This window comes from Patulibacter ginsengiterrae (genome assembly GCF_056269115.1).
This window is the reverse complement of record NZ_JBWDOG010000001.1, coordinates 167678-185488: the sequence shown is the minus strand read 5'-3', so window position 1 is coordinate 185488 and position 17811 is coordinate 167678. Positions and strand designations below refer to the sequence as shown.

Genomic DNA, 17811 nt, shown 5'->3' with positions numbered 1-17811 from the left:
CCGTGCGCGGGTCTGCGATGCTCGCTCGATGCCGCGCACGGCCTGGGCGCTCATCACCGGCGAGCCGTTGGAGCGCCGGGCAGATCCCGAAGGGCTCTTGGACGAGAGCCCTTTGCTGCTCGCGTACCTGCGCGCCGCACTCGCCTGCGGGATCGACGAGGCGACCTTCTGGTGGCTCGGCGGTGCGGAGCCGCTGCGCGTCGACCTTCTCGGCCGGTCCGGAATCGACGCGGGGGCGGGGCGGGGGCTCGGAGCCGCGGTGCCGCGAGGGGGTGCGGTCGAGCTGACGGCCTCGGCCGAGCCACTGCCGTTCGGCCTCACGCGCCGCGAGCTGCAGGTGCTGACCTTGCTGGCCGGTGGCCTCAGCAACGCCGAGGCCGGGGCGCGCCTGGGCACGGGCGCGCGGACGGTCGCCTCGCAGGTCGAGCAGGTACTCGCCAAGCTCGACCAGACGACGCGCGCGGGGGCAGCCGCCGTCGCGGCCGAGCACGGCGCGCTGTGCCTGCCGGTCCCGGGCGGCGGCGCGAGCCTCGCCGGGCTCGCGGTCGGGCGGCTGCAGCAGGCGGTGGAGGGTGGCCGGGTCGTGGCCGGGCCGCGCTCGCCGACCGCCGGCGCTCGCGGCGGCGCCCGGGGCGATGTGGCGCCGTCGCGCCCGCGCCGTCGCGCGATCGTGCTCGGCTCGGTCTTCCCGGCCAGTGCGAACGGCGGCGACGGCGACGAGATGCGCAAGGGCGCGGCACTTGCGGTCGCCGACCTCAACCGGCGCGGCGGCATCGCCGGACGCACGATCGAGCACATCGTCGTCGAGGTCTCCGACAGCTCCGCCCCCGAGACGATGCGCGGTCTGCGCGAGCTGTTCGACCAGCAGGTCGACGGGGTCACCCTGGGCTACGTCTCCGAGCGGGCCGGGATCCCGCAGGTGATCGAGCTGGCCGCCCAGCCCGGCTGTCCGGTGCTGCACTCGTGCACGGCCCAGGTCGCCGCCGACGTCGTGCATGACGATCCGCGCCGCTTCGGCTCGGTCTTCCAGGTAGGCCCGCCCGAGACGCTCTACGCGGACGGATTCCTGCGCTTTCTCGAAGGGCTCCGCGCGGCCGGGGAGTGGCAGCCGCCCAATCGGAAGCTGGTGGTGCTGGAGCCGATGGCGGGGATGCCGGTCGCGCGCGAGGAGACGTTCGACCGCGCCGCCCGCGACGGCTGGCAGGTCGAGGTGGTCGACCGGACCGCGGTCGAGGCCGGCGAGGCACCGCGGCGGGTTCGGGCGCTGGCGCCGGCGGCGGTGCTCGCCCCGTCGCTCGTCGACGACGAGGCGTTGCTGCTGGCGCTGCTCGACGACTTCCGCGCGGAGCCGATCGACTGCCTGCTCTATGCGGTCTACACGCCGTCGATCCCGGGCTTCGTCCACCGCGCCGGCGAGCGTGCGGAGGGGCTGGTCTGGTCGACCGTGATCGGCCGCGGCGCCGACGTCTTCTCGGACCGCTTCAGCACGGACTTCAGCGCCGCGTTCGGTCGCACGCCGGGGATGTCGCAGGCGGGCCTCCAGTACGACTCGGTGCAGCTGCTCGCCAACGCGTGGCGGGCGGTCGATTCGCCGCGCCGGTTCGGCGATGTCGCGGCTTCACTGCGGCGCCAGGTCCATCGTGGCGTCAGCGGGGCGTACTGGCTCGACGCTCCCGGCCAGAGCGGGCTGGCGTATCCGGATATGACGCCGGACCCGTCGATCGCCCACCCGCACCTCGTGCTCCAGCTGCGGGGCGGCGCCCATCGCACCCTCGCGCCGAGCCCCTACGCCGACGCGCGCTTCGTGCCTCAGCCGTGGATGGGGGAGGCGCCGACGCCGCGCGCTCGGCGTCGCCCGGTTGGCGTGCGCTGAGGTGGTGGGTCGCGAACAACGCGGTGCTTTCCCCTGTCGAGCGTTGCCGTGCTCAGCGGCGGTTCGCATCTTGTGATGCTCCGTCGACGGCCGGCCCCGTAACTTCGCCCTCCAGGCGGTGTCGAGGCAGCGTCGCTGATGGCCGTGAGGGGCTAGCGGCAGCGAAGGGCTACCCGTCTCGCGGGGCTCGGGGCGGGCAGGATGAGGGCGAAACGTCGGGCGCCTTCACTGTCGGCGTGATCTTCGACATGAGGTTCTGTGCCGGGCGGCAATGGGCCCCGCACCTTCGGCTGAAGATCGGGTCGATCAGGCCACGAACGGACCAGCAGCCGCAAGGCGTGGCGCAAACGCTTGCGGCAACAACGGCCTCAACGACCCCGAGAACGCCGAAGGCCCCGCACTAGCGGGGTTTCGGGTACTACTTCGAGGTGCGCGATACAAGACTCGAACTTGTGACCTCACGCATGTCAAAGGCCGGATCGGGCGGAGGATGCGGTCATTTGCAGGGTAGACCGTGGCGTTCATGTTGACGAAGTGCTCACGGTTTCCCGTGGATGCCTGTGCCTTCAGGCCACGACGGACCCACTCGTGGCCCGATCGTCAGGCAGAGGTCGGAGCGGGATCAGGCCGCGATCCCCGTTCACAAGCATTTCTGCCTGCGGGTCGCTAAATCCCTTCCTGTGCCTCGACCAGCAGCCTGCGCTCGAAGCCCTGAAGCAACGTGGGGCGCAGCTTCGCGAGTCGAGCAAGTACTTCGTCGAGGCTGTCCCCTGCTCCGGGAGGCACCAAGTGATGCCTCAGCTTCGCCGCTACTTCCGGCGGCAGTCCGTACTCGTCGAGTGTCGCGAGCGGGGCCGGGAGGAAGAGCCCCTCTAGTGCCGCGGCATACGGGCGCAAGTCTCCAGCTGGGTAGCCGTCCCGTTGCAGCACCTCGCGTTGGATTGCGTCGAGAACTCGTAGATACCGAGGCACTCCAAAGCCTGCCCCGTTCCGCAGGAACGTCAGAACTTCAAGGACGACGTCGTCACCGACGACCTCCTTGCCGCCGCGTTGACGGTACGTTCGCTGTTGTTCGATAAGTGTTGCCGGCTTATATTCGCCTCGTTCGGACCGAACTTTTGAAAGAAGGTAGACAAGTGCGGGGGCCGTGAAGGGCCCCCAGCTTCTATGTGCGTTGGGAAACGTATTCCAGATTAGATCAATGACTGCCGTCAGCTGTTCGTATTCCGGGAACAAGGGCCGCTTCCACTTTAGCTGCGCCGACCAATATTCTGGCCGCTCGGCGATCGCATCGGCGAGGTCAACCTGTGATTGTAGGCTCACGCCTGGGCTGGCCTTGAGGGTATCGACTGTTAGTGACTCCTGCGTCAGGAATGGCGCGAGCCGGTCCTTTGACGAAGGGCTCAAGTCGGGCTCGTCTACTTCGAGCAGCAAAGATTCTGGAACGCCATCCGGCTGGGTCAGTACTGGTATGTCGACGAGCCCAAGCTCGCCGGTTGGCGCCTTGCCAAAGAGGTAAACGCGACCCGTGAAGTGCTTGAACATTCTCCCCGAACGTCCGCGAATATTGTTAAATGTAAAAAGATCCAGCGCTCTCCTGTGCTTCTTGTGATCTACGATAACTACGTTCTTTGCGGTTGTGTTTACGCCTTCAATTAGGGTCTGGGTGCAAACGAGGTACTGAAGTTTTGAATTGTTGGCGTTGAACTCCTGCACCATCCAGTGGGCGAGTCCTCGGGGGATGCGTCCGTGGTGGATTCCGACGCCGGCCCTGATCGCCTCCGCCAGTGTCCAGTCAGGGGCATAGTGAGAAGCGATCCAGTCTGCAGCTTCTGCGTCGCCTCGATCGACTCGGTCGGGTTCAAGCACGTTCGCGATGACGCGGGCGAAGTGCGTCGCCCGAGCGGGTGAGTTGCAGTACACCAGTGTCGGGCCTTCGAGTTCTTCTCGAACGAGTCGTGCAAGTGCTTCGTCCTCGTCGCCGTCGACGGGCACTGATACGAGATCGAGAGCTACCGTACTGTCAAAGCTGGGGATGTAGCGAAATTCGAATGTTGCCGGTAGTGTTACGAGTCCGCCAACGTTGGGGCCTAGAAGGTAAAACTGGCGTGCATGCTTCCAGAGCCTGTAGAGCGCCTGGTTCAGCAGTTCACTGCGTGTTTCGTCTTGATCGAGTCCGAGCTTGTAAAATTCGTCAATGACCAGCAAGTCGATGTCTGGGATAGGGGTGAGTTCGAGTGCTCGCTCTTGTGTGAGGACCCAAACGTTCCGCGCGGCAGACTCTTGGCTTGGGTGACTGATGACCTTGTGGCTCGGAACGGTGCGCGCCAAGCGCCTCCGAGCCTCGTCTATTAGTGCGATTGTTGGAACGATCACAACAACGTTGTCGTATCGGCCAGATGCGATCATCGCATCAATAAGCAAGCTTTTCCCGAAACTGGTTGGAGCGCTCAGGACTACGTTCTCGCCGTCCATAAGGCGAGCGTAGGCTTCTGCCTGCATCGCATGAAATACGAGGTCGCGCCCTTCGGGAGCGATAAGTGGTCTATGTGCCTCAAGCGCCAGTCGTTCGCCGAGTCCGAGTGCTGTTGGGTCTAGGTAGGGGTATAGGCCACATCGCGCAACGATAGCGCTGAGTAGTTCACCGCTAGGGCCAAACGACTCCTGTCGCTCAAGGCAGCGGATGACGAGGTCTCGTGCCCGGCGGCGACCTGCTTCGTCCCCATCGCTCTCGGCGAGGGTCAGTGATGCACTGAGTTCGGCCAGGACGTCGAACGCTGCGGCCGAGCCGCGATCGGGAGCCTCGATTGCCGAGCGCAGGCGTGCGAAGGTTCTCTCATCCATTAGCTTTCGCCGCCTACGGCGGGGGAAGCCTCGACGACAGGTGCGTCCTCGTCCTCCTCGATTGGCTGCTGCAGCCCTTGGAGTCGCGAGTGGAGGTGTTGAACGAGGGCGGCCTTGTCTCGGAGGGGTACGAGTAGGAGGTGCACTCGCACCTCGGGGGGCAGCGACGTGCTGCGCGACAGAAAGTAGGCCAAGGCAGCTCGGGCCTCGGCCTCAAGGTCCGCCAAGTACTGATCGGTAATCCCGTCAGCTGATCCGACCGCGTCGCTGTTATAGGTCAGTAGTACGGGAATGCGGAGTACATCGAAGATCTCGTCGATCGGTCGCTGAGCCTCGAGGAGTTCCCGAAACTGCGCCGCGAATGGCCAGTTGGGATCGATCTTGCTCTGGACCAAAGCGAACTCTCGCCGCAGGTACGACGTTCCGAGATGCACTTCAAGCTCTTGCACGACCTCGCGAACTGCAGCCCGAACGTCTGAGTAGAACTTGGCCTCTCCGAACCACAGTTCGAGTGCGTCCCCTCGCGGCACAACGTGGACGCAGTCGAACCCCTTGACCGTCTCGTTGTCGCTGCTCTTGAAGAAGATCTTGCTCAGTGCGGGTTCGGATTCACAATGCGATCGGAGCACTGCATGGAGAAGCAGCTCCCCAAACTCGCCTCGCGACTTCGGCTTGTCGGAGGTGTAGACCCTCTTTGCGGCTTCGTCGAGCATTTCGAGGGCCGTCGCTGACTGGAGCTCTTGGAGCTCGGTCCACTGGAACGCAAACTCGACCAGGTGCTGGAGGAGATACGTAGAGAGCCCGACCTTCCTCCATTTCCCTCGCTCGAAGCCTGCACAAAGCAGCTGCCAATCGGGAGCGTCCTCCCTGACACGGGCAACCAGGAACGGGCGTGGGCGATCCAGGGCAGGCATCTCGTCGTAGACAATGACGATTCTCTCGGCGGCACGGAGGGCCGCCTCGTGATCCGTGGCGCCCGTTCTGCCGGTGGAGTGCATAGCGTACGGGCGGATGGATCGGAGTCAGGGCACCCGGCAGAGCGACGCCTTGACCCGCGTGCTGCAGATGCTGCTCGCAGTTATCGAGGAGCAGGCTCATGCCATACACGTTGCGGAACGCGCTGCGAACGACTGGCAACGGAAGGCTGTACTCAGCACTGCGACCCTCGCCAATGATCTAGGACTCAGAGTTCGTGAGGCCGAGTCACGCGAGCGATTGCTTCGCGCGGAGATTGCTGACCTGGCTAAGCGCGAGGGGCGTGTGAGCACTCAGCCACACCTGAGGCTGAAACGCTCGCCGTAGTTCAAGAGGGGCGATGCACGGACGGACGCGGTCCGTCGGTCGAAGTTCACCCCATGCGACCGATCGACCCGCTGCTCCAACTGGGCATGGACGTCCATCGTCATCCGCGAGTCAGCGTGACCGACCTGACTCATCACCCACTTGACCTCGAACTGGTTGGCGCGTAGGGCGATTGAGATGTAGGTGCGGCGGAGGCTGTGCGGGCTGATGCTCGGGAGCGGCGGGAGGCCGAGTCCGGCACGGCGCTCGGTGGCGAACGCGGCGGCCTCTCCGACGATCGTCCCGACCCGGTCGTGGGCGAGGCGTCCGCCGTGGCGGTTCTGGACGAGATAGTCGTTCGGGCTAGTAGAGCGGCCGGCGCGTTGGAGGCGGTCGAGGTGGTCGACGACGGCCTCGACGAGGGCGGGGGTCATCGGGACTTCTCGGATGCCGGTCTCGGTCTTCGAGTCGGGGATCCGAAACCGCGCGCCGTCGGGGTCGTGCAGATGTAGGTGGCCGATTCGGATGTCCCACAGCTCGCTGGCGCGGACGCCGGTGCGGCCGAGGATTTCGGAGACCACGCGCCGTCCGACGTAGGCGCGTCCGACGAGTTGGGCGCCGAGGCGCTTGGTGTGGAAGGTGACCGTCGAGCGGGCGAGGCCGAGTTGGTCAGCGATCTGGGCCGGCCGCGCGCTGCGAGCGAGGAGCGCGGCGACGGCCTTGGCCGTCGGCCCGACATCGCCGACCGGCTCGCTCAATGGCCGGTCCTGCTGGGAAGCGGCGGCCAGCAGCGCGGCGAGTTCGTCGGCTTCGAGGAAGCTGCGGCGTGGTTTGGGGGCGTGGACCTTCATGCGTCGGCCGCGGGCGGGGTTGGGTACAGGTGTTCGTCTTCGATCGCTTCGTCGAGGATCGCGGCGAGGGCGCCGATCAGGCGGCGCAAAGATCCGGGGCCGAGCGGCTTGGCGCGGCGTCCGGATCGGTCGCGGATCTCGGCGCCGGCTTCAATTGCCTCGCGGAGCTCGCGGGCTTCTTGCAGCTTGTGGGCCTTGAAGCGTTGGCAGAGCGGCCGGTCGATCTGGTCGAGGCGGTAGTGGCCGAAGAACCGGATCAGGTGCCTGAGCTGTCCGCGATAGCCGTGTTCGGTGTTCTTGGCGATCGGCTTGGTGCCGATCTCGCCGGTCAGCTTGGCGTTGAGCCACCGGTCGGCGTAGTCGCCGAAGGTCGGGACCGGCCCGCGGGGTCGAACGGCTCGCTCTCGGGTGGGGCAGGGGTCGGCGGCTTCCAGACGCCGACCCGGATCTTCCGGCTACCACTTGCGTACGAGATTCACCTGGACCGGACGCGCGCGAATCCCGGCCTTGGCGTTCAAGCGGGGGGCGCGCGTGCCCAGTCGACTTGGACGGCCGCATAGCCGCGGCGCTGGAACAGCCGGCTGAACGATCGGTAGGACAGCTTCCGCTTGCCGCTGCGCAGGCGGGTCGTCTTCCCGATGCTGATGTACACCTCTTGGAACTCGAGGGCTCCCCGCTCTGACAGGGCAAGTCCGGCACCGAGCGGATCTCGCGGGTGGTGCCCGAGGTCGTGCAGCCGGTCGACCGACAGGCTCTGCGGGGGGTCCAGTCGGATCGCGATGCTGCGACCGCTGCGCTTGAGGCCGGTCAATGCGCCGCGCACGGCGACCGGGGTGCGTGAGCCCGTCTTTGGCGAAGGGAATGCGCCGATCCGGGTTGCGGCGGTGTCCAGGGCGGTGATCGGGGCCAGTGCGTCGTTCTTCGACGGGCCGACTCCGAACGTCGCCCGAACCGCTGCCTGCCCCGGAGGGGTCAAGGTCACGAGCACCCGCGCGTCGCCACCGCCCGCGGCCGTCGTGTTCTCGGTCTCGAGGCGCGAGAGCCCGGTCGGCCCGGCGGCCTTTGCCCGCCAGAACTCGAACTGCGGCTTGAGCATCACTTCGACGTAGTTCGCCGGGTCCTGAACGCTCTGCTGCTCGTCCGCCGCCGCGCTAGCGAGACCGGGCGAGCCCGAGAGACTGACGATCGCCGCCGTCAAGACGATTCGCACGTCACGCCTCATGAACCGGCCGCCTCCCGATCGTGGATCGAACTGGAGCCGCGCACAGCAGTGAGCGACGACCCGCACTGGATGGGTCGTGTGCGCCGATCGGCATCTACGGCGCCGTTCGTTGCACGTAGAGCACGCAAGCCTTGTCCCACATTCCGCGGAGCCCGTCTGCTTCGCGAACTACGGCGACGCACTGCACGCGGTCACGGGCAAGCCGGAGCGTTTCGCGGCGCGCCGCTGCGCTCATCTGCTCGAAGATCGCCCGCCACTCGGGGGCGTCGAGCGCCCGACGACGCCCGCCACCCACGAGCACGATCCAAGCTCCCCCGCGTGCGTCGATCAGACGGTCGAGAGCCTTGGAGTTCGTGACGTCCACGATCTGGCGAACTGCTCCCGGGCGAGGGCCGAGCAGGTTGAAGGCGTCTCCACTGCCAGCTGCCGGAAGCTCCCCTGCTGCGAAGGCTGGGCACTTTGCACTGCCGCCGATCCCGCGCACCACCGACGACGGGAGCAGGGCACAGAAGCGCTTGACGTCGTGGTCACGGGCCGCAGCGAGCACCGCGTTGGCTGTCCGCCCGAGCGCGGCATCGGAGGGGCGGGTTGCTGACGGCGTCGAAGAAGAGCCGCAGCCGTTGAGGACGATCGCAACGCACAGGCCTGCCGGGACGGTCACGCGCACGCCGCTCAACTTACCGCTGTCTCTTCGTTCGGCGACGACCCTTCCGCGAGTGCTCCCTGGGCACTCGCAGCTGAAGTCGGATCGGCTGGAATTGGGAGCAATGGCTCATCGTGTTGATCAGCGACGAGACACAACTGCCGGGCAACGGCGGAGAACGGCGTTCGGCTCTCCTGAAGCTCTCACTCGCCACGAGACGACGAGTCCCCGAACTCGGCCTCGCAGCAGTTCTCGCACCAGTGCTTTGCGGCGGGACCGCCTCGCTCCGTCAAGGATCTGGGTCGACGTACACAGCCGTACTCGTGCGTTCTGCGTTTGCTGGCTGAGCGAATCCCCGAGATACAGGCCCGTGGCCTTCGGCCCCCTCCATGCCCGACCAAGCCGTGAGAGCTGAGCACGAGGGGCGTCACGGGGGCTCGCGAACGCAACGCCGACTGCGCTCCCATCGCGCTCCACGCGGGTGGGGGCGCCTTCGACGGTCAGCAGGCGCTGGCCACGTAGGGGAGGAGGGAACGCGGCAAGCGCACGTGCTTCGGCGTCGACCCCAACCACTGCGGTCTGGCAGTCCTCCAACCGACGAGCCTCCTCCTCCGAGATTCCGTCTCGGAAGACGACGGACACCCGAAACGTCGCAGCACCGAGGGAGGCACCGCCGGGCGCTCGCAGCGTCACGACCACGTCTGTCGACGGGGCACTGGCGGTGGCCGTCGTCTCGATCGTGATCGCGCTAGGTCGCCACGGGTGGCCGGCTGTCGCTCGGCCTCGCCAGTACGCCAAGGTCGGCGCGACGCATTCCGTTACGTAGGCACCAGCGTCCGTCAGCGGATCTGTGTTCGCCACGATGGCTCGACCTGAACCAACGAACGACAACGCGACGGCGGCGATGCAAAGGGGCGGTACGGCTCTGGTGGCCCAAGACTTGCCGAGCTTGAACATGGCTAGCGGCCCGCCTTCGTCGATCTGGCCCTTGCACTGCGCCTACCGGAGGCTGGGTACTCGCGAAAGTCCCGCTCCGTCTTGCGGCCGACGTTCATGGCGAGCGGTTTGGTGCGCATGCTCATGTAGAGCGTCCCCATCTTGCGGGGTCGATAGTCGGCGGGCGCGGCGAGAACGAAGAAGACGGCTCGGGCCTGATCGACGAACTGGGGATCGACGTCGTCTTGATTGAACTCGCTGCCCAGCGGATCGAGGAAGTTGACCGATGCGTGGTCTCGCCGGTCGGCTCGGCTGGCAACGATCAATGTGGTCTTGGCGTCGCCGGACGGAGCAAATCCCGATGCGTTCCAGTGAAAGGTAGGCAAGACGGCCGTCGCGCCATTGCGGCAGGTCATAGACGAAGCTGTCATCTGAGCCATTCCGGTCCGGTAGCCCTTACCCGGAATAGCGAATGTCTTGGTCTGGCGACCCGTATCGGCGTCTGCGCTGCTCCACTCGCCTTTGCGCCACTTCGGCCTGCAAAAGTTGGTGAAGCGGCTCGATCCGTAGATCGCGGTTGGAGCTCTGCCGCCGACCTTGTTGGCGGCCTTGAGGCGGAACGTCCGAGAGATCGGTCGCGGCGTCCCTTTGAAAAGTGAGGAGGACGAATTTCGGGCGCAACTCCTCGCCTTCGGATGCGCCCGGCAGTAGCTGCTTGACGGCGACGAGCACGCTCGGGCGGACGGGTGCTTCCTGCAGTAGCTCGCCGAGGGCTTCTTCGTTCCGCCGCCCTTGTCGGGGTGCCGGGAGCCGCCGCCATTGCTGCCGGCACCGCCCTTGCGCGGGGCGGGCACGACCTGGCGGCTCTGCGTGGTCGGGTTCCCGGCGATGTCGGTGGCGGCGATCCGCAGGCTGCCACGGGCCTTGGTCGGGATCCGCAGCTTGCACTGCTTCGCCGCTGCGGGGCAGGAGGACGTCACCGGCTGACCGTCGAGGGTGACGGTTGCCGCTGCCAAGCCGGACTCGCCGTCGCGGACGGTCACCGACTGCCCGCCCTGGAGCTTCTTGGGCCAGGTGACCTTCGGGACGACCCGGTCGATCCGGATCGTCACCGGTCCGCTCGCCGATTCGGTGTTGGCGCCGTTGGCGGCACGGCCGGTCAACGTGACTGCTCCCGTTCGCGGCAACTGGACCGTGCCGCTCCCGGCCTGGCTCTGGGGCCAGCCGGGCAGGGCATTGCCCGAGGTGTCCTGTGCCCAGGTGCCCAAGGTCAGGCGCTTGGTCGACGAGCCCGCCTTGACGTCGAGCGCGACCCGCGACGTCCCCGACTCCGTGTCGGCACCCGTGACCGTCGCGGTCACCGACGAGGCGTTGGTCCAGCCGCCCGCGACGCCGCCGAGCGCCACCGCCGGCGGGGTCGGATCATCGAGGGTCACGGTCACCTGGCCGACGTTCATTCGTGCCTGGCTGTTGGCCGGAGCGTTCTGGCAGTTCGGCTGGCCCAGGCCGGGGTTGCCGCACGCGATCGGATAGAGCCGCACCTGTAGCGCGGACGCGGTCTGCCCGACCGGCGGGGTGAGCGTGAACGCGGTCGGCAGACTCGTCCCGTCGACCGTCGTCGCCTTGCCCCACGACTCGCCTCCCAGCAGCTCGAAGTACGGCTGCGGCACCAGGTTCACCCGCGCTCGCTGACCGTCGGCGCCACGTCCGTCGACGCCGGACAGCGCCGCAGACAGGACCGTCGTTCCGGCCGGTGCCGTGAACTGGGTGCCACCTCGCAGGTCGTTGTCGTAGATCTGGCCGCCGTTTCCGGTCGGGGAGACCGTGATTCCGCCGGCTCCGAGGCTGGTCGAGTACCACGAGCTCGGGGACGGCACGTCGGCGCTCGACCAACCCGCGCTCCCGACGGAGCTGCCGGCGAAGACATAGGGCGCGGTGAACGGAGCAGCCTGGGTCCCGGTTGGGCCGACGAGCGCGAGCACTCCGGTCGCTGCCCCGAGGACGGCGAGGGTCCTGCGGGCGGGGTGGCGCCGGTCACGACTGACCACGGTCCCTGCGGCTGGGCGTCGGAGACGCCGCACTGCGGGCAGGGGCCTGGTGCGGGGGATGTCGGGACACATCGCGGCCAGTTCTAGCAGACCCGTCGATGACGTACGAGCGTTTGAACTCAACGACCGGCCGGCCCGCGGCCGAACCTGTGTACGTCATTGGTTGAGGCTGTACGCTCTCCCTGCCGCACCCCTGTCCCGAGGAGCGTTTGTGGTTTTCACCAGGCACCGAACCGTCGTCGTCGACCCACGTCCAGCTGCCCGAACCCACCGGCGCTGGGCCGCCCTGTCGCTCTCCGCGCTCGGCGCGTTGGCGCTCGGCGCCACGCCCGGTTTCGCCGCGCCGATCGGCGATCCGAGCGTCTGGAAGGTCGAGCCGCAGCAGGCGCCGGTGGCCGGGGTTCCCGTTCGGATCGAGATCCAGGGCAACGCGGCCGGCACCGCCCCGGCCGATCCCGAGGCCGACGCGGACCCAGCGGCGGGGCTGGCGATCCTCCCTCCCGGCGTCGCCTGTCCTGGCTCCTACGCCGAGGTGACCGGTGCCGTCTTCCAGCAGGCGTGGCACTGGCTACGAGGCGCCACGGGTTCGGAGCCCTTCGCGCAGGCCCCGGCGGTACAGATCGATCAGCCGGGTTCCTACACCGCGTGCGGCTACTTCGGCTTGGAGGGTCTGCGCTCGTTGGAGGACGACCAGGAAGCGACCACCATCCAGTACGCCCCGGCGGCCCTGACGGTCGCACGCCCCACGGTCCAGATCGACGCCCAGTTCGACGGGCCGCTCCAGGGCGGTCAGACGATCCGCTTGCGCGGCACGGCTTCGTCGAACGCGCCCGAGACGGTCAGCTTCCAGCTCAACAGGGCGACGGTGGCGTGTGGGGCAACCGCCCGGGTCAATCAACCGGTAGACCAGTTCACGCCCGGTCCGGAGTCGTTCCCGCTCTACGGCGTTCCTCACCCGATCGCCGTAGCGGTCGGGCTCCCCCGAGTCGGTGGCGAGTACCACCTGTGCACCTATGCCGCTCGCGACGGACAGGAGGGAGATCCAGACCTCCTGACCACCGGGCCAGTCGTTGCGATCGCGGGCGCACCGAGCCCGCCGCCAGTGACGCCGCCGCTCGTGCCACCGGCAAACGTGACCCCGCCCGTTGCGATCCTGCCGCCCCCGATGGCGATCGACACCTCGATTCTGACCCAGCCGGTCGTCACCGTCAGCCCGATCGTCTGCGAGATCGGTGACGTTGCGGTTCGGCGCGGACGCTCCGTCGTCGTGCGCTGCCCGAGGGCCGTGGGAACGATCGGGGTCCGTGTTCGGCCGCCCGGCGCTCGCCTTCCGCGGACGCTGCGGACGTTCACGTTGCGGCTCCGCGGCGGCCGCGCGAGCCTCCCGACCCGGCGACTCCAGGTCGGGACCTGGGCCGGCCAGGTTCGGCACGACGGCCGAGTTGTCGGCCGGGTCCAGTTCGTGGTGCGTGCCGCGACGGCCGTGCGCAAGGCCACCCCGCAGGCGAAGCCGGCACCGAGAACGACAACGACCCTCTGGAAGCAGGCCGACTGATGCGCCGAGTGACGCTGAAGACCTACACCGCGACCGGTGCGGCTGTCGCCCTGGCGGGTCTCCTGGCCGTGCCCGTGGTCGTGGCGGCCGCCCCGGTGACCGGGTCACCGTCGGTTTGGAGCATCAGCTCCGACCAGCCGCACGTTCTCGCCGGGGTTCCCGTGCGGGTCACCTTGTCCGGAGACGCGTCCAAGACGGCGGGTTCGGCCAACGACGGCGATGCCGATCCGGCCGCGGCGTTGAGCGTTCTGCCGCCCGGCATCAGCTGCCCGAAGTCGTACGCCGAGACGATCGGCGAGGTGTACTCCCAGAGCTACTCCTGGAAGGCCGGGGACCCCAAGGCGGCGCCGTTCCGGCAGACGCAGGCGATCACCTTCGATCAGCCGGGCCGCTACACGGCGTGCGGCTATTACGGGTTGCAAGGCACGTTGTCGCTCGCCGACGACCAAGACGCCACGACCCTCCTGTACGAGCCGGTGGTCCTCGAGGTGCAGCGGCCGACGGTCACCGCCGACGTGCGACTTGACGGGCCGCTCTATCCAGGCGCCACGGTCAAGCTCGTGGGATCGGCGACCAGCAATGCGCCTGAATCCGTAACGGTCGCCCTCAATCGCGCCGACCAGGCGTGCCAGACCACCGCGCCCGCCAACAACGCGCTGGACCAGTTCTCGCCGGGGCCGGACCCGATCCCGGTCTACGGCACGCGGGTGATTGCCACGACCGTCACGCTGCCCAACCGGGTCGGCGACTACCGCCTTTGCGTCTACGGCGCGAGGGACCGCCAGGACGGTGACCCGGACCTGACGATCGATACCGCGGGCCTGCCTGGGGGAGTGGTGCAGGTGCGCGAAGCTCCGGCGCCCCCGGCCGCGGCTCCGGTCATCTATGGCACCGGCCAGTCCGGCACCACCAAGCCCGACTGTCGCCTGACCCCATTCACCCCGAAGGTCGGTCAGCGGGTGACGATCCGCTGCAAGGGCATCTCCGGCACGGTGGCCGTCGCGCTTCGTCGCTCGAAGTACGGGCCGACGAGGTACAGCCGAACGATCAGGCTCGACGTGCACGGGCGCGGGACCTTCACCACGAAGGGCATGACGGCGGGGCCGTGGTTCTCGACCGTCCGTTGGAATGGGCTCCAGGCGTTGAGCTCGAACGTCTATCTCAAGCCGGCCAAGGTGCAGCGTCGGGCGACGAAGAAGACCGCGCGCCCGAAGGCGACCTCGGCTGCCGCTGGGGGCCCGCGGCACCGTTAGGCGGGAAGAGAGGCCGATGCTGTCTCGGCCGCGTTCCTGGACAAGGGATTGAGCCCCGCCGGGTGACGTTTTGCGCCTCGCCACCGAGAGTGCCCTGGGGGTTGACCACCCGGTCGTCTTTCACCGGGCGTCGGGCGTCCAGTGTCGCGGGGGGGCGAAGGCTCCGCGGTGCGAGCCAGGCCAGTTCGGCACGAGACCGACCTCGATCAGGCCACGAACCCAAAAACCTGGCGCGTAGCCGCTCAAGGTGGCCTCTACCCGAAAGGACCCCAGAAAGCAGAAAGGCCCCGGAAACCGGGGCCCTTCTGAACTTCTTCGAGGTGCGCGATACAAGACTCGAACTTGTGACCTCACGCATGTCAACGACGCGGATTGGTCACGGGTTTGCCGTGATTTGCAGGGAAAAGGTGCCGACGTCCGCGTGGGCGATATGCGCGGATCTGCGCGGTTTCGCGGGGGTTAGGGCCACGAGGCCTGTCGCCGTGGCCTAAACCGTTGCGAGCCTGCGCCCCGATGCGATCGTCGGCATTTCGTGCCAGGTGCGCCGGTCAAGAATGCGACCTCGTTATTTCGGGCGGTGCCCTCCCACTGCTTGAAGAAGAAACCCACACCCTCTTCGTCACACTGCTTGCGGCTCGATCGTCTCCGCCGCAAGATAGGACCGCCCTCTAGGGTTGCCCGTGATGACGACGTCCGGAGCCGCAACCGCCGCTCAACTTCGCCGTGCGATCGTAGATGCGCTCTACCCGATCAGCGCGTACGAACTAGAGGACGCGTGCGTCGCGCTGGGGCTTGCGCCAGCCGACGAAAATGAAAACCCCTTCCACAGCAAGCGGCAGTACGTGTCGCGGCGGCTCGTTGGACTGGCGCTCCCGGGGCTCGTCGACCTCGGACGCAAGATCGAGGACCACCACGAAGACGAGGTACTGTCGCGACTACTGGCGAGTACCGGCGCGTCCGGCGTGGACGGTGAACTCAAGAACCTGATCTTCGCGGCCGACGGGCCGAAGCCGCGCATCGTTCTCCGTGACGCGATCAACAACGTCGTCGACATCGTCGAGAACGCCCAGTACTGCTTGGTCTACGATCGACCGCTTTCGGCGCACGGGCTCACTTGGGGTGAACTCACCGCCTGGTGGGCAAGGCGCGAAGCCACCGACCCCGACGAGCCGACTACACCCAGGAACCTCTATCGGCGGCTACGCGAATCGTTGAGCTCCGAGAGTCCTCCTGAGCTGGTCCTGTTCGAGGCATACGCGAGCCGGTATCGTCGCGAGCTCGGCGGAGCGATGCCGGCGCTGATCCCGCAGGTCTACCTCCACTACGACCCCTACACCATGCGAGAGCTTGCGGCCCGGAACGGCAGCTCAGCTTTGGTCCGGCAGCGAATGGACTTTCTACTGCTCCTGCCCAACAAGGCCCGCGTCGTGATCGAGGTCGACGGCAAGCAGCACTACGCGATCGGAGATCGAGCGAGCCCCGCTCTGTACGCCGCGATGGTTCGGGAAGACCGGCGTCTCCGACTCGCGGGCTATGAGGTCTACAGATTCGGCGCGGCCGAGTTGATGGCCGACGACGGAGCCGCCGCTGCGGACGCGTTCTTCACGGCGCTGCTGCAGCGCCATGGCATCGGCACCCAGTAAGGCTCAGTACGTGCCGGGTGACGGCGTGCCGGCCGCCAGGAACCCCGCGAGGGCGCGCGCAACAAGATCCGGTGCCTTGCGAGCCGTAGACGGGCTGTACATAGATATCTAAGGGGCAAGGTGACCCTGGCTGGTCTGGAAGCCGACGCACCGTTCGTGGCGAGCGAAGTCGCGCGCTGGGGCCTCAAGCCTGAACCGTAGCGTGCTAGGTAGGTCACGATCCACGTGGGCTAGCCAAGGGCGGTTCGGCCCGACGCCGCTGCCGAGCCGAGCGGATTCGGTGCTGTGGCCAGGTAGCCAGCTAGCAGGGGGCCGGCGTCAACCTCTCCAGGAGGCTGGCCACCTGGCGACCGATCGCTGCCGCCAGCGGCGGGGGGACCGCGTTGCCGACCTGGCGGTAGCGTGAGTGGCGTGCACCGTTCTTGATCTGGCCAGGAGTTCCCGGGGCCGCGGTCACGAAGGTGAAGTGGTCGGGGAAACCCTGGATTCGGGCTGCCTCACGGACCGAGAGTCCGCGAGGTGTCTGGTAGTGGTACGCGAAGTCGGCCTTGGTGTTCGCCGTCCAGGCCAGCCAGTCGGGATGAAGGCGGCGATAGGCGTAGAAATGCCGGCGGGCAAGCCTCTCACCATTGCCGGCCGGACCCCACTTGTCGGTGCCGAGATACCGCTTTAGCAGGTGCTCTGGCAAGTCGTACACGTTTCCGCCAGGAGGTATCGCTTCTAGCCGCAGCTTCGTGTCGTCGCGGATCCGCGACGGGACGTGATCTTGGGCGGCGATACTGCTCCGGCGCATGAGAGTCTGATACGCCGACGACGGATCGCTGGAGTAGAGTTCCCCGGGTTCGAGCAGGTCACTTAGCGCCTGCCGGACCGTGACCGCCCGACCGTCCGCAGGATCGGCGAGGATCTTCTGTAGTCGGGTTGCGGTCTTGCTGTCGACCGATGCGATGTGTCCGCCAGCTCCGTTCCGAAGTAGCTTCGACAGTCCCGTGCCGACGGGCATCTCGGGGGTGCCGATTTCGGCGCGTAGGCCGATGAAGACGAGGCGAGGTCGACGCTGGGGGGTCCCGAAGTCACCAGCGTCCAGGACACCAGATGTGACGTTGTACTGGCCGCCTAGAGAAAGGTCGTGGGCGATCTGCGCCCTGACCGCGCCGCCCTTGAGCTGGCTCATTCCAAGGACGTTCTCGAGCACTAGCGCCCGAGGCTGAAGCTCCTCGAGGAGACTGACGAACTCGCGGTATAGGCGGTTTCGCGGGTCGTCTATGAGGCGGTCGTGATTTCGGACCTGGCTGTATGCCTGGCACGGAGGGCCACCGGCAAGGATGTCGAGTTCAGTATCGGCGAGGGCTGCAATGAGCTCTTGCTGCTTCTCGGGCAGCGTAAGGTCGCCCTCAACTACCGTGGCCTCTGGGAAATTCTTCCGATACGTCGCGCAGGAATCGGGATCATGATCAGCGGCCGCGACGAGACGAATGCCCGCGTCGGTGAAGCCCTGAGACAGGCCGCCGGCCCCGCAGAACAGGTCGACGGCAGTCATCGGAGTCTCGCGCGCCACCGTCCCGACAATACGCCAGACGTCGGACAAAATGAGCCTGCGATCGTCTGGCCCGGTTCCTGAATCGTCGGGGTTCGTTCCGGCTCTCTGGCCGGGAGCTGCCA

The 17811-nt window shown here is 67.3% G+C and carries 12 protein-coding genes; 5 read left to right on the top strand and 7 right to left on the bottom strand.

Annotated elements, in window-relative coordinates:
• The first annotated feature begins 28 nt into the window (after nucleotides 1-28).
• On the top strand, nucleotides 29-1873 hold the full coding sequence (locus tag ACVUH9_RS00800) for an ABC transporter substrate-binding protein (protein ID WP_475752975.1): 1845 nt from the start codon (nucleotides 29-31) through the stop codon (nucleotides 1871-1873).
• Nucleotides 1874-2539: 666 nt separating this feature from the next.
• On the opposite strand, the gene ACVUH9_RS00795 is transcribed toward ACVUH9_RS00800, so the two are convergent.
• The 3 genes from ACVUH9_RS00795 to ACVUH9_RS00785 all read right to left on the bottom strand — a co-directional run bounded on the left by ACVUH9_RS00795 (nucleotide 2540) and on the right by ACVUH9_RS00785 (nucleotide 6849).
• Complete coding sequence (locus ACVUH9_RS00795; protein ID WP_475752973.1) at nucleotides 2540-4717, bottom strand: DEAD/DEAH box helicase; 2178 nt, start codon at nucleotides 4715-4717, stop codon at nucleotides 2540-2542.
• Nucleotides 4717-5715 (bottom strand): HamA C-terminal domain-containing protein, encoded by a 999-nt coding sequence (locus tag ACVUH9_RS00790; RefSeq protein WP_475752971.1) that lies wholly within the window; start codon nucleotides 5713-5715, stop codon nucleotides 4717-4719. Before ACVUH9_RS00790 ends, ACVUH9_RS00795 begins: the two co-directional genes overlap by 1 nt.
• A gap of 270 nt (nucleotides 5716-5985) precedes the next feature.
• Entirely contained in the window at nucleotides 5986-6849 is an 864-nt protein-coding gene (locus tag ACVUH9_RS00785; RefSeq protein ID WP_475752969.1) for a tyrosine-type recombinase/integrase, read from the bottom strand.
• Nucleotides 6850-6878: 29 nt separating this feature from the next.
• Here ACVUH9_RS00785 and ACVUH9_RS00780 point away from each other — a divergent pair, with 29 nt between their 5' ends.
• Nucleotides 6879-7409, top strand: coding sequence for a hypothetical protein (locus ACVUH9_RS00780; RefSeq protein ID WP_475752967.1), 531 nt, complete (start codon nucleotides 6879-6881; stop codon nucleotides 7407-7409).
• On the opposite strand, the gene ACVUH9_RS00775 is transcribed toward ACVUH9_RS00780, so the two are convergent.
• The 3 genes from ACVUH9_RS00775 to ACVUH9_RS00765 all read right to left on the bottom strand — a co-directional run bounded on the left by ACVUH9_RS00775 (nucleotide 7364) and on the right by ACVUH9_RS00765 (nucleotide 11632).
• Nucleotides 7364-8059 (bottom strand): hypothetical protein, encoded by a 696-nt coding sequence (locus ACVUH9_RS00775; protein ID WP_475752966.1) that lies wholly within the window; start codon nucleotides 8057-8059, stop codon nucleotides 7364-7366. The two genes, ACVUH9_RS00780 and ACVUH9_RS00775, sit on opposite strands and share 46 nt — an antisense overlap.
• Before the next feature lie 106 nt (nucleotides 8060-8165).
• Entirely contained in the window at nucleotides 8166-8738 is a 573-nt protein-coding gene (locus ACVUH9_RS00770) for a hypothetical protein (protein WP_475752964.1), read from the bottom strand.
• Nucleotides 8739-9673: 935 nt separating this feature from the next.
• Entirely contained in the window at nucleotides 9674-11632 is a 1959-nt protein-coding gene (locus tag ACVUH9_RS00765) for a hypothetical protein (protein ID WP_475752962.1), read from the bottom strand.
• A 124-nt stretch (nucleotides 11633-11756) separates the two neighbouring features.
• Here ACVUH9_RS00765 and ACVUH9_RS00760 point away from each other — a divergent pair, with 124 nt between their 5' ends.
• The 3 genes from ACVUH9_RS00760 to ACVUH9_RS00750 all read left to right on the top strand — a co-directional run bounded on the left by ACVUH9_RS00760 (nucleotide 11757) and on the right by ACVUH9_RS00750 (nucleotide 16149).
• On the top strand, nucleotides 11757-13253 hold the full coding sequence (locus ACVUH9_RS00760; RefSeq protein ID WP_475752960.1) for a hypothetical protein: 1497 nt from the start codon (nucleotides 11757-11759) through the stop codon (nucleotides 13251-13253).
• Between the two features lie 8 nt (nucleotides 13254-13261).
• Nucleotides 13262-14506, top strand: coding sequence for a hypothetical protein (locus ACVUH9_RS00755; protein ID WP_475752958.1), 1245 nt, complete (start codon nucleotides 13262-13264; stop codon nucleotides 14504-14506).
• A gap of 683 nt (nucleotides 14507-15189) precedes the next feature.
• On the top strand, nucleotides 15190-16149 hold the full coding sequence (locus ACVUH9_RS00750; protein WP_475752956.1) for a hypothetical protein: 960 nt from the start codon (nucleotides 15190-15192) through the stop codon (nucleotides 16147-16149).
• A 301-nt stretch (nucleotides 16150-16450) separates the two neighbouring features.
• Here ACVUH9_RS00750 and ACVUH9_RS00745 read toward each other — a convergent pair whose 3' ends face one another.
• Nucleotides 16451-17707: a DNA cytosine methyltransferase gene (locus ACVUH9_RS00745; protein ID WP_475752954.1), complete on the bottom strand. Its 1257-nt coding sequence runs from the start codon at nucleotides 17705-17707 to the stop codon at nucleotides 16451-16453.
• Nucleotides 17708-17811: the final 104 nt, after the last annotated feature.

What these genes read in the sequence shown, in the direction of transcription:
- ACVUH9_RS00800 (WP_475752975.1), top strand. Translation starts at nt 29, where the DNA reads ATGCCGCGCACGGCCTGGGCGCTCATCACCGGCGAGCCGTTGGAGCGC.
- ACVUH9_RS00795 (WP_475752973.1), bottom strand. Translation starts at nt 4,717, where the DNA reads ATGGATGAGAGAACCTTCGCACGCCTGCGCTCGGCAATCGAGGCTCCC.
- ACVUH9_RS00790 (WP_475752971.1), bottom strand. Translation starts at nt 5,715, where the DNA reads ATGCACTCCACCGGCAGAACGGGCGCCACGGATCACGAGGCGGCCCTC.
- ACVUH9_RS00785 (WP_475752969.1), bottom strand. Translation starts at nt 6,849, where the DNA reads ATGAAGGTCCACGCCCCCAAACCACGCCGCAGCTTCCTCGAAGCCGAC.
- ACVUH9_RS00760 (WP_475752960.1), top strand. Translation starts at nt 11,757, where the DNA reads ATGTCGGGACACATCGCGGCCAGTTCTAGCAGACCCGTCGATGACGTA.
- ACVUH9_RS00750 (WP_475752956.1), top strand. Translation starts at nt 15,190, where the DNA reads ATGACGACGTCCGGAGCCGCAACCGCCGCTCAACTTCGCCGTGCGATC.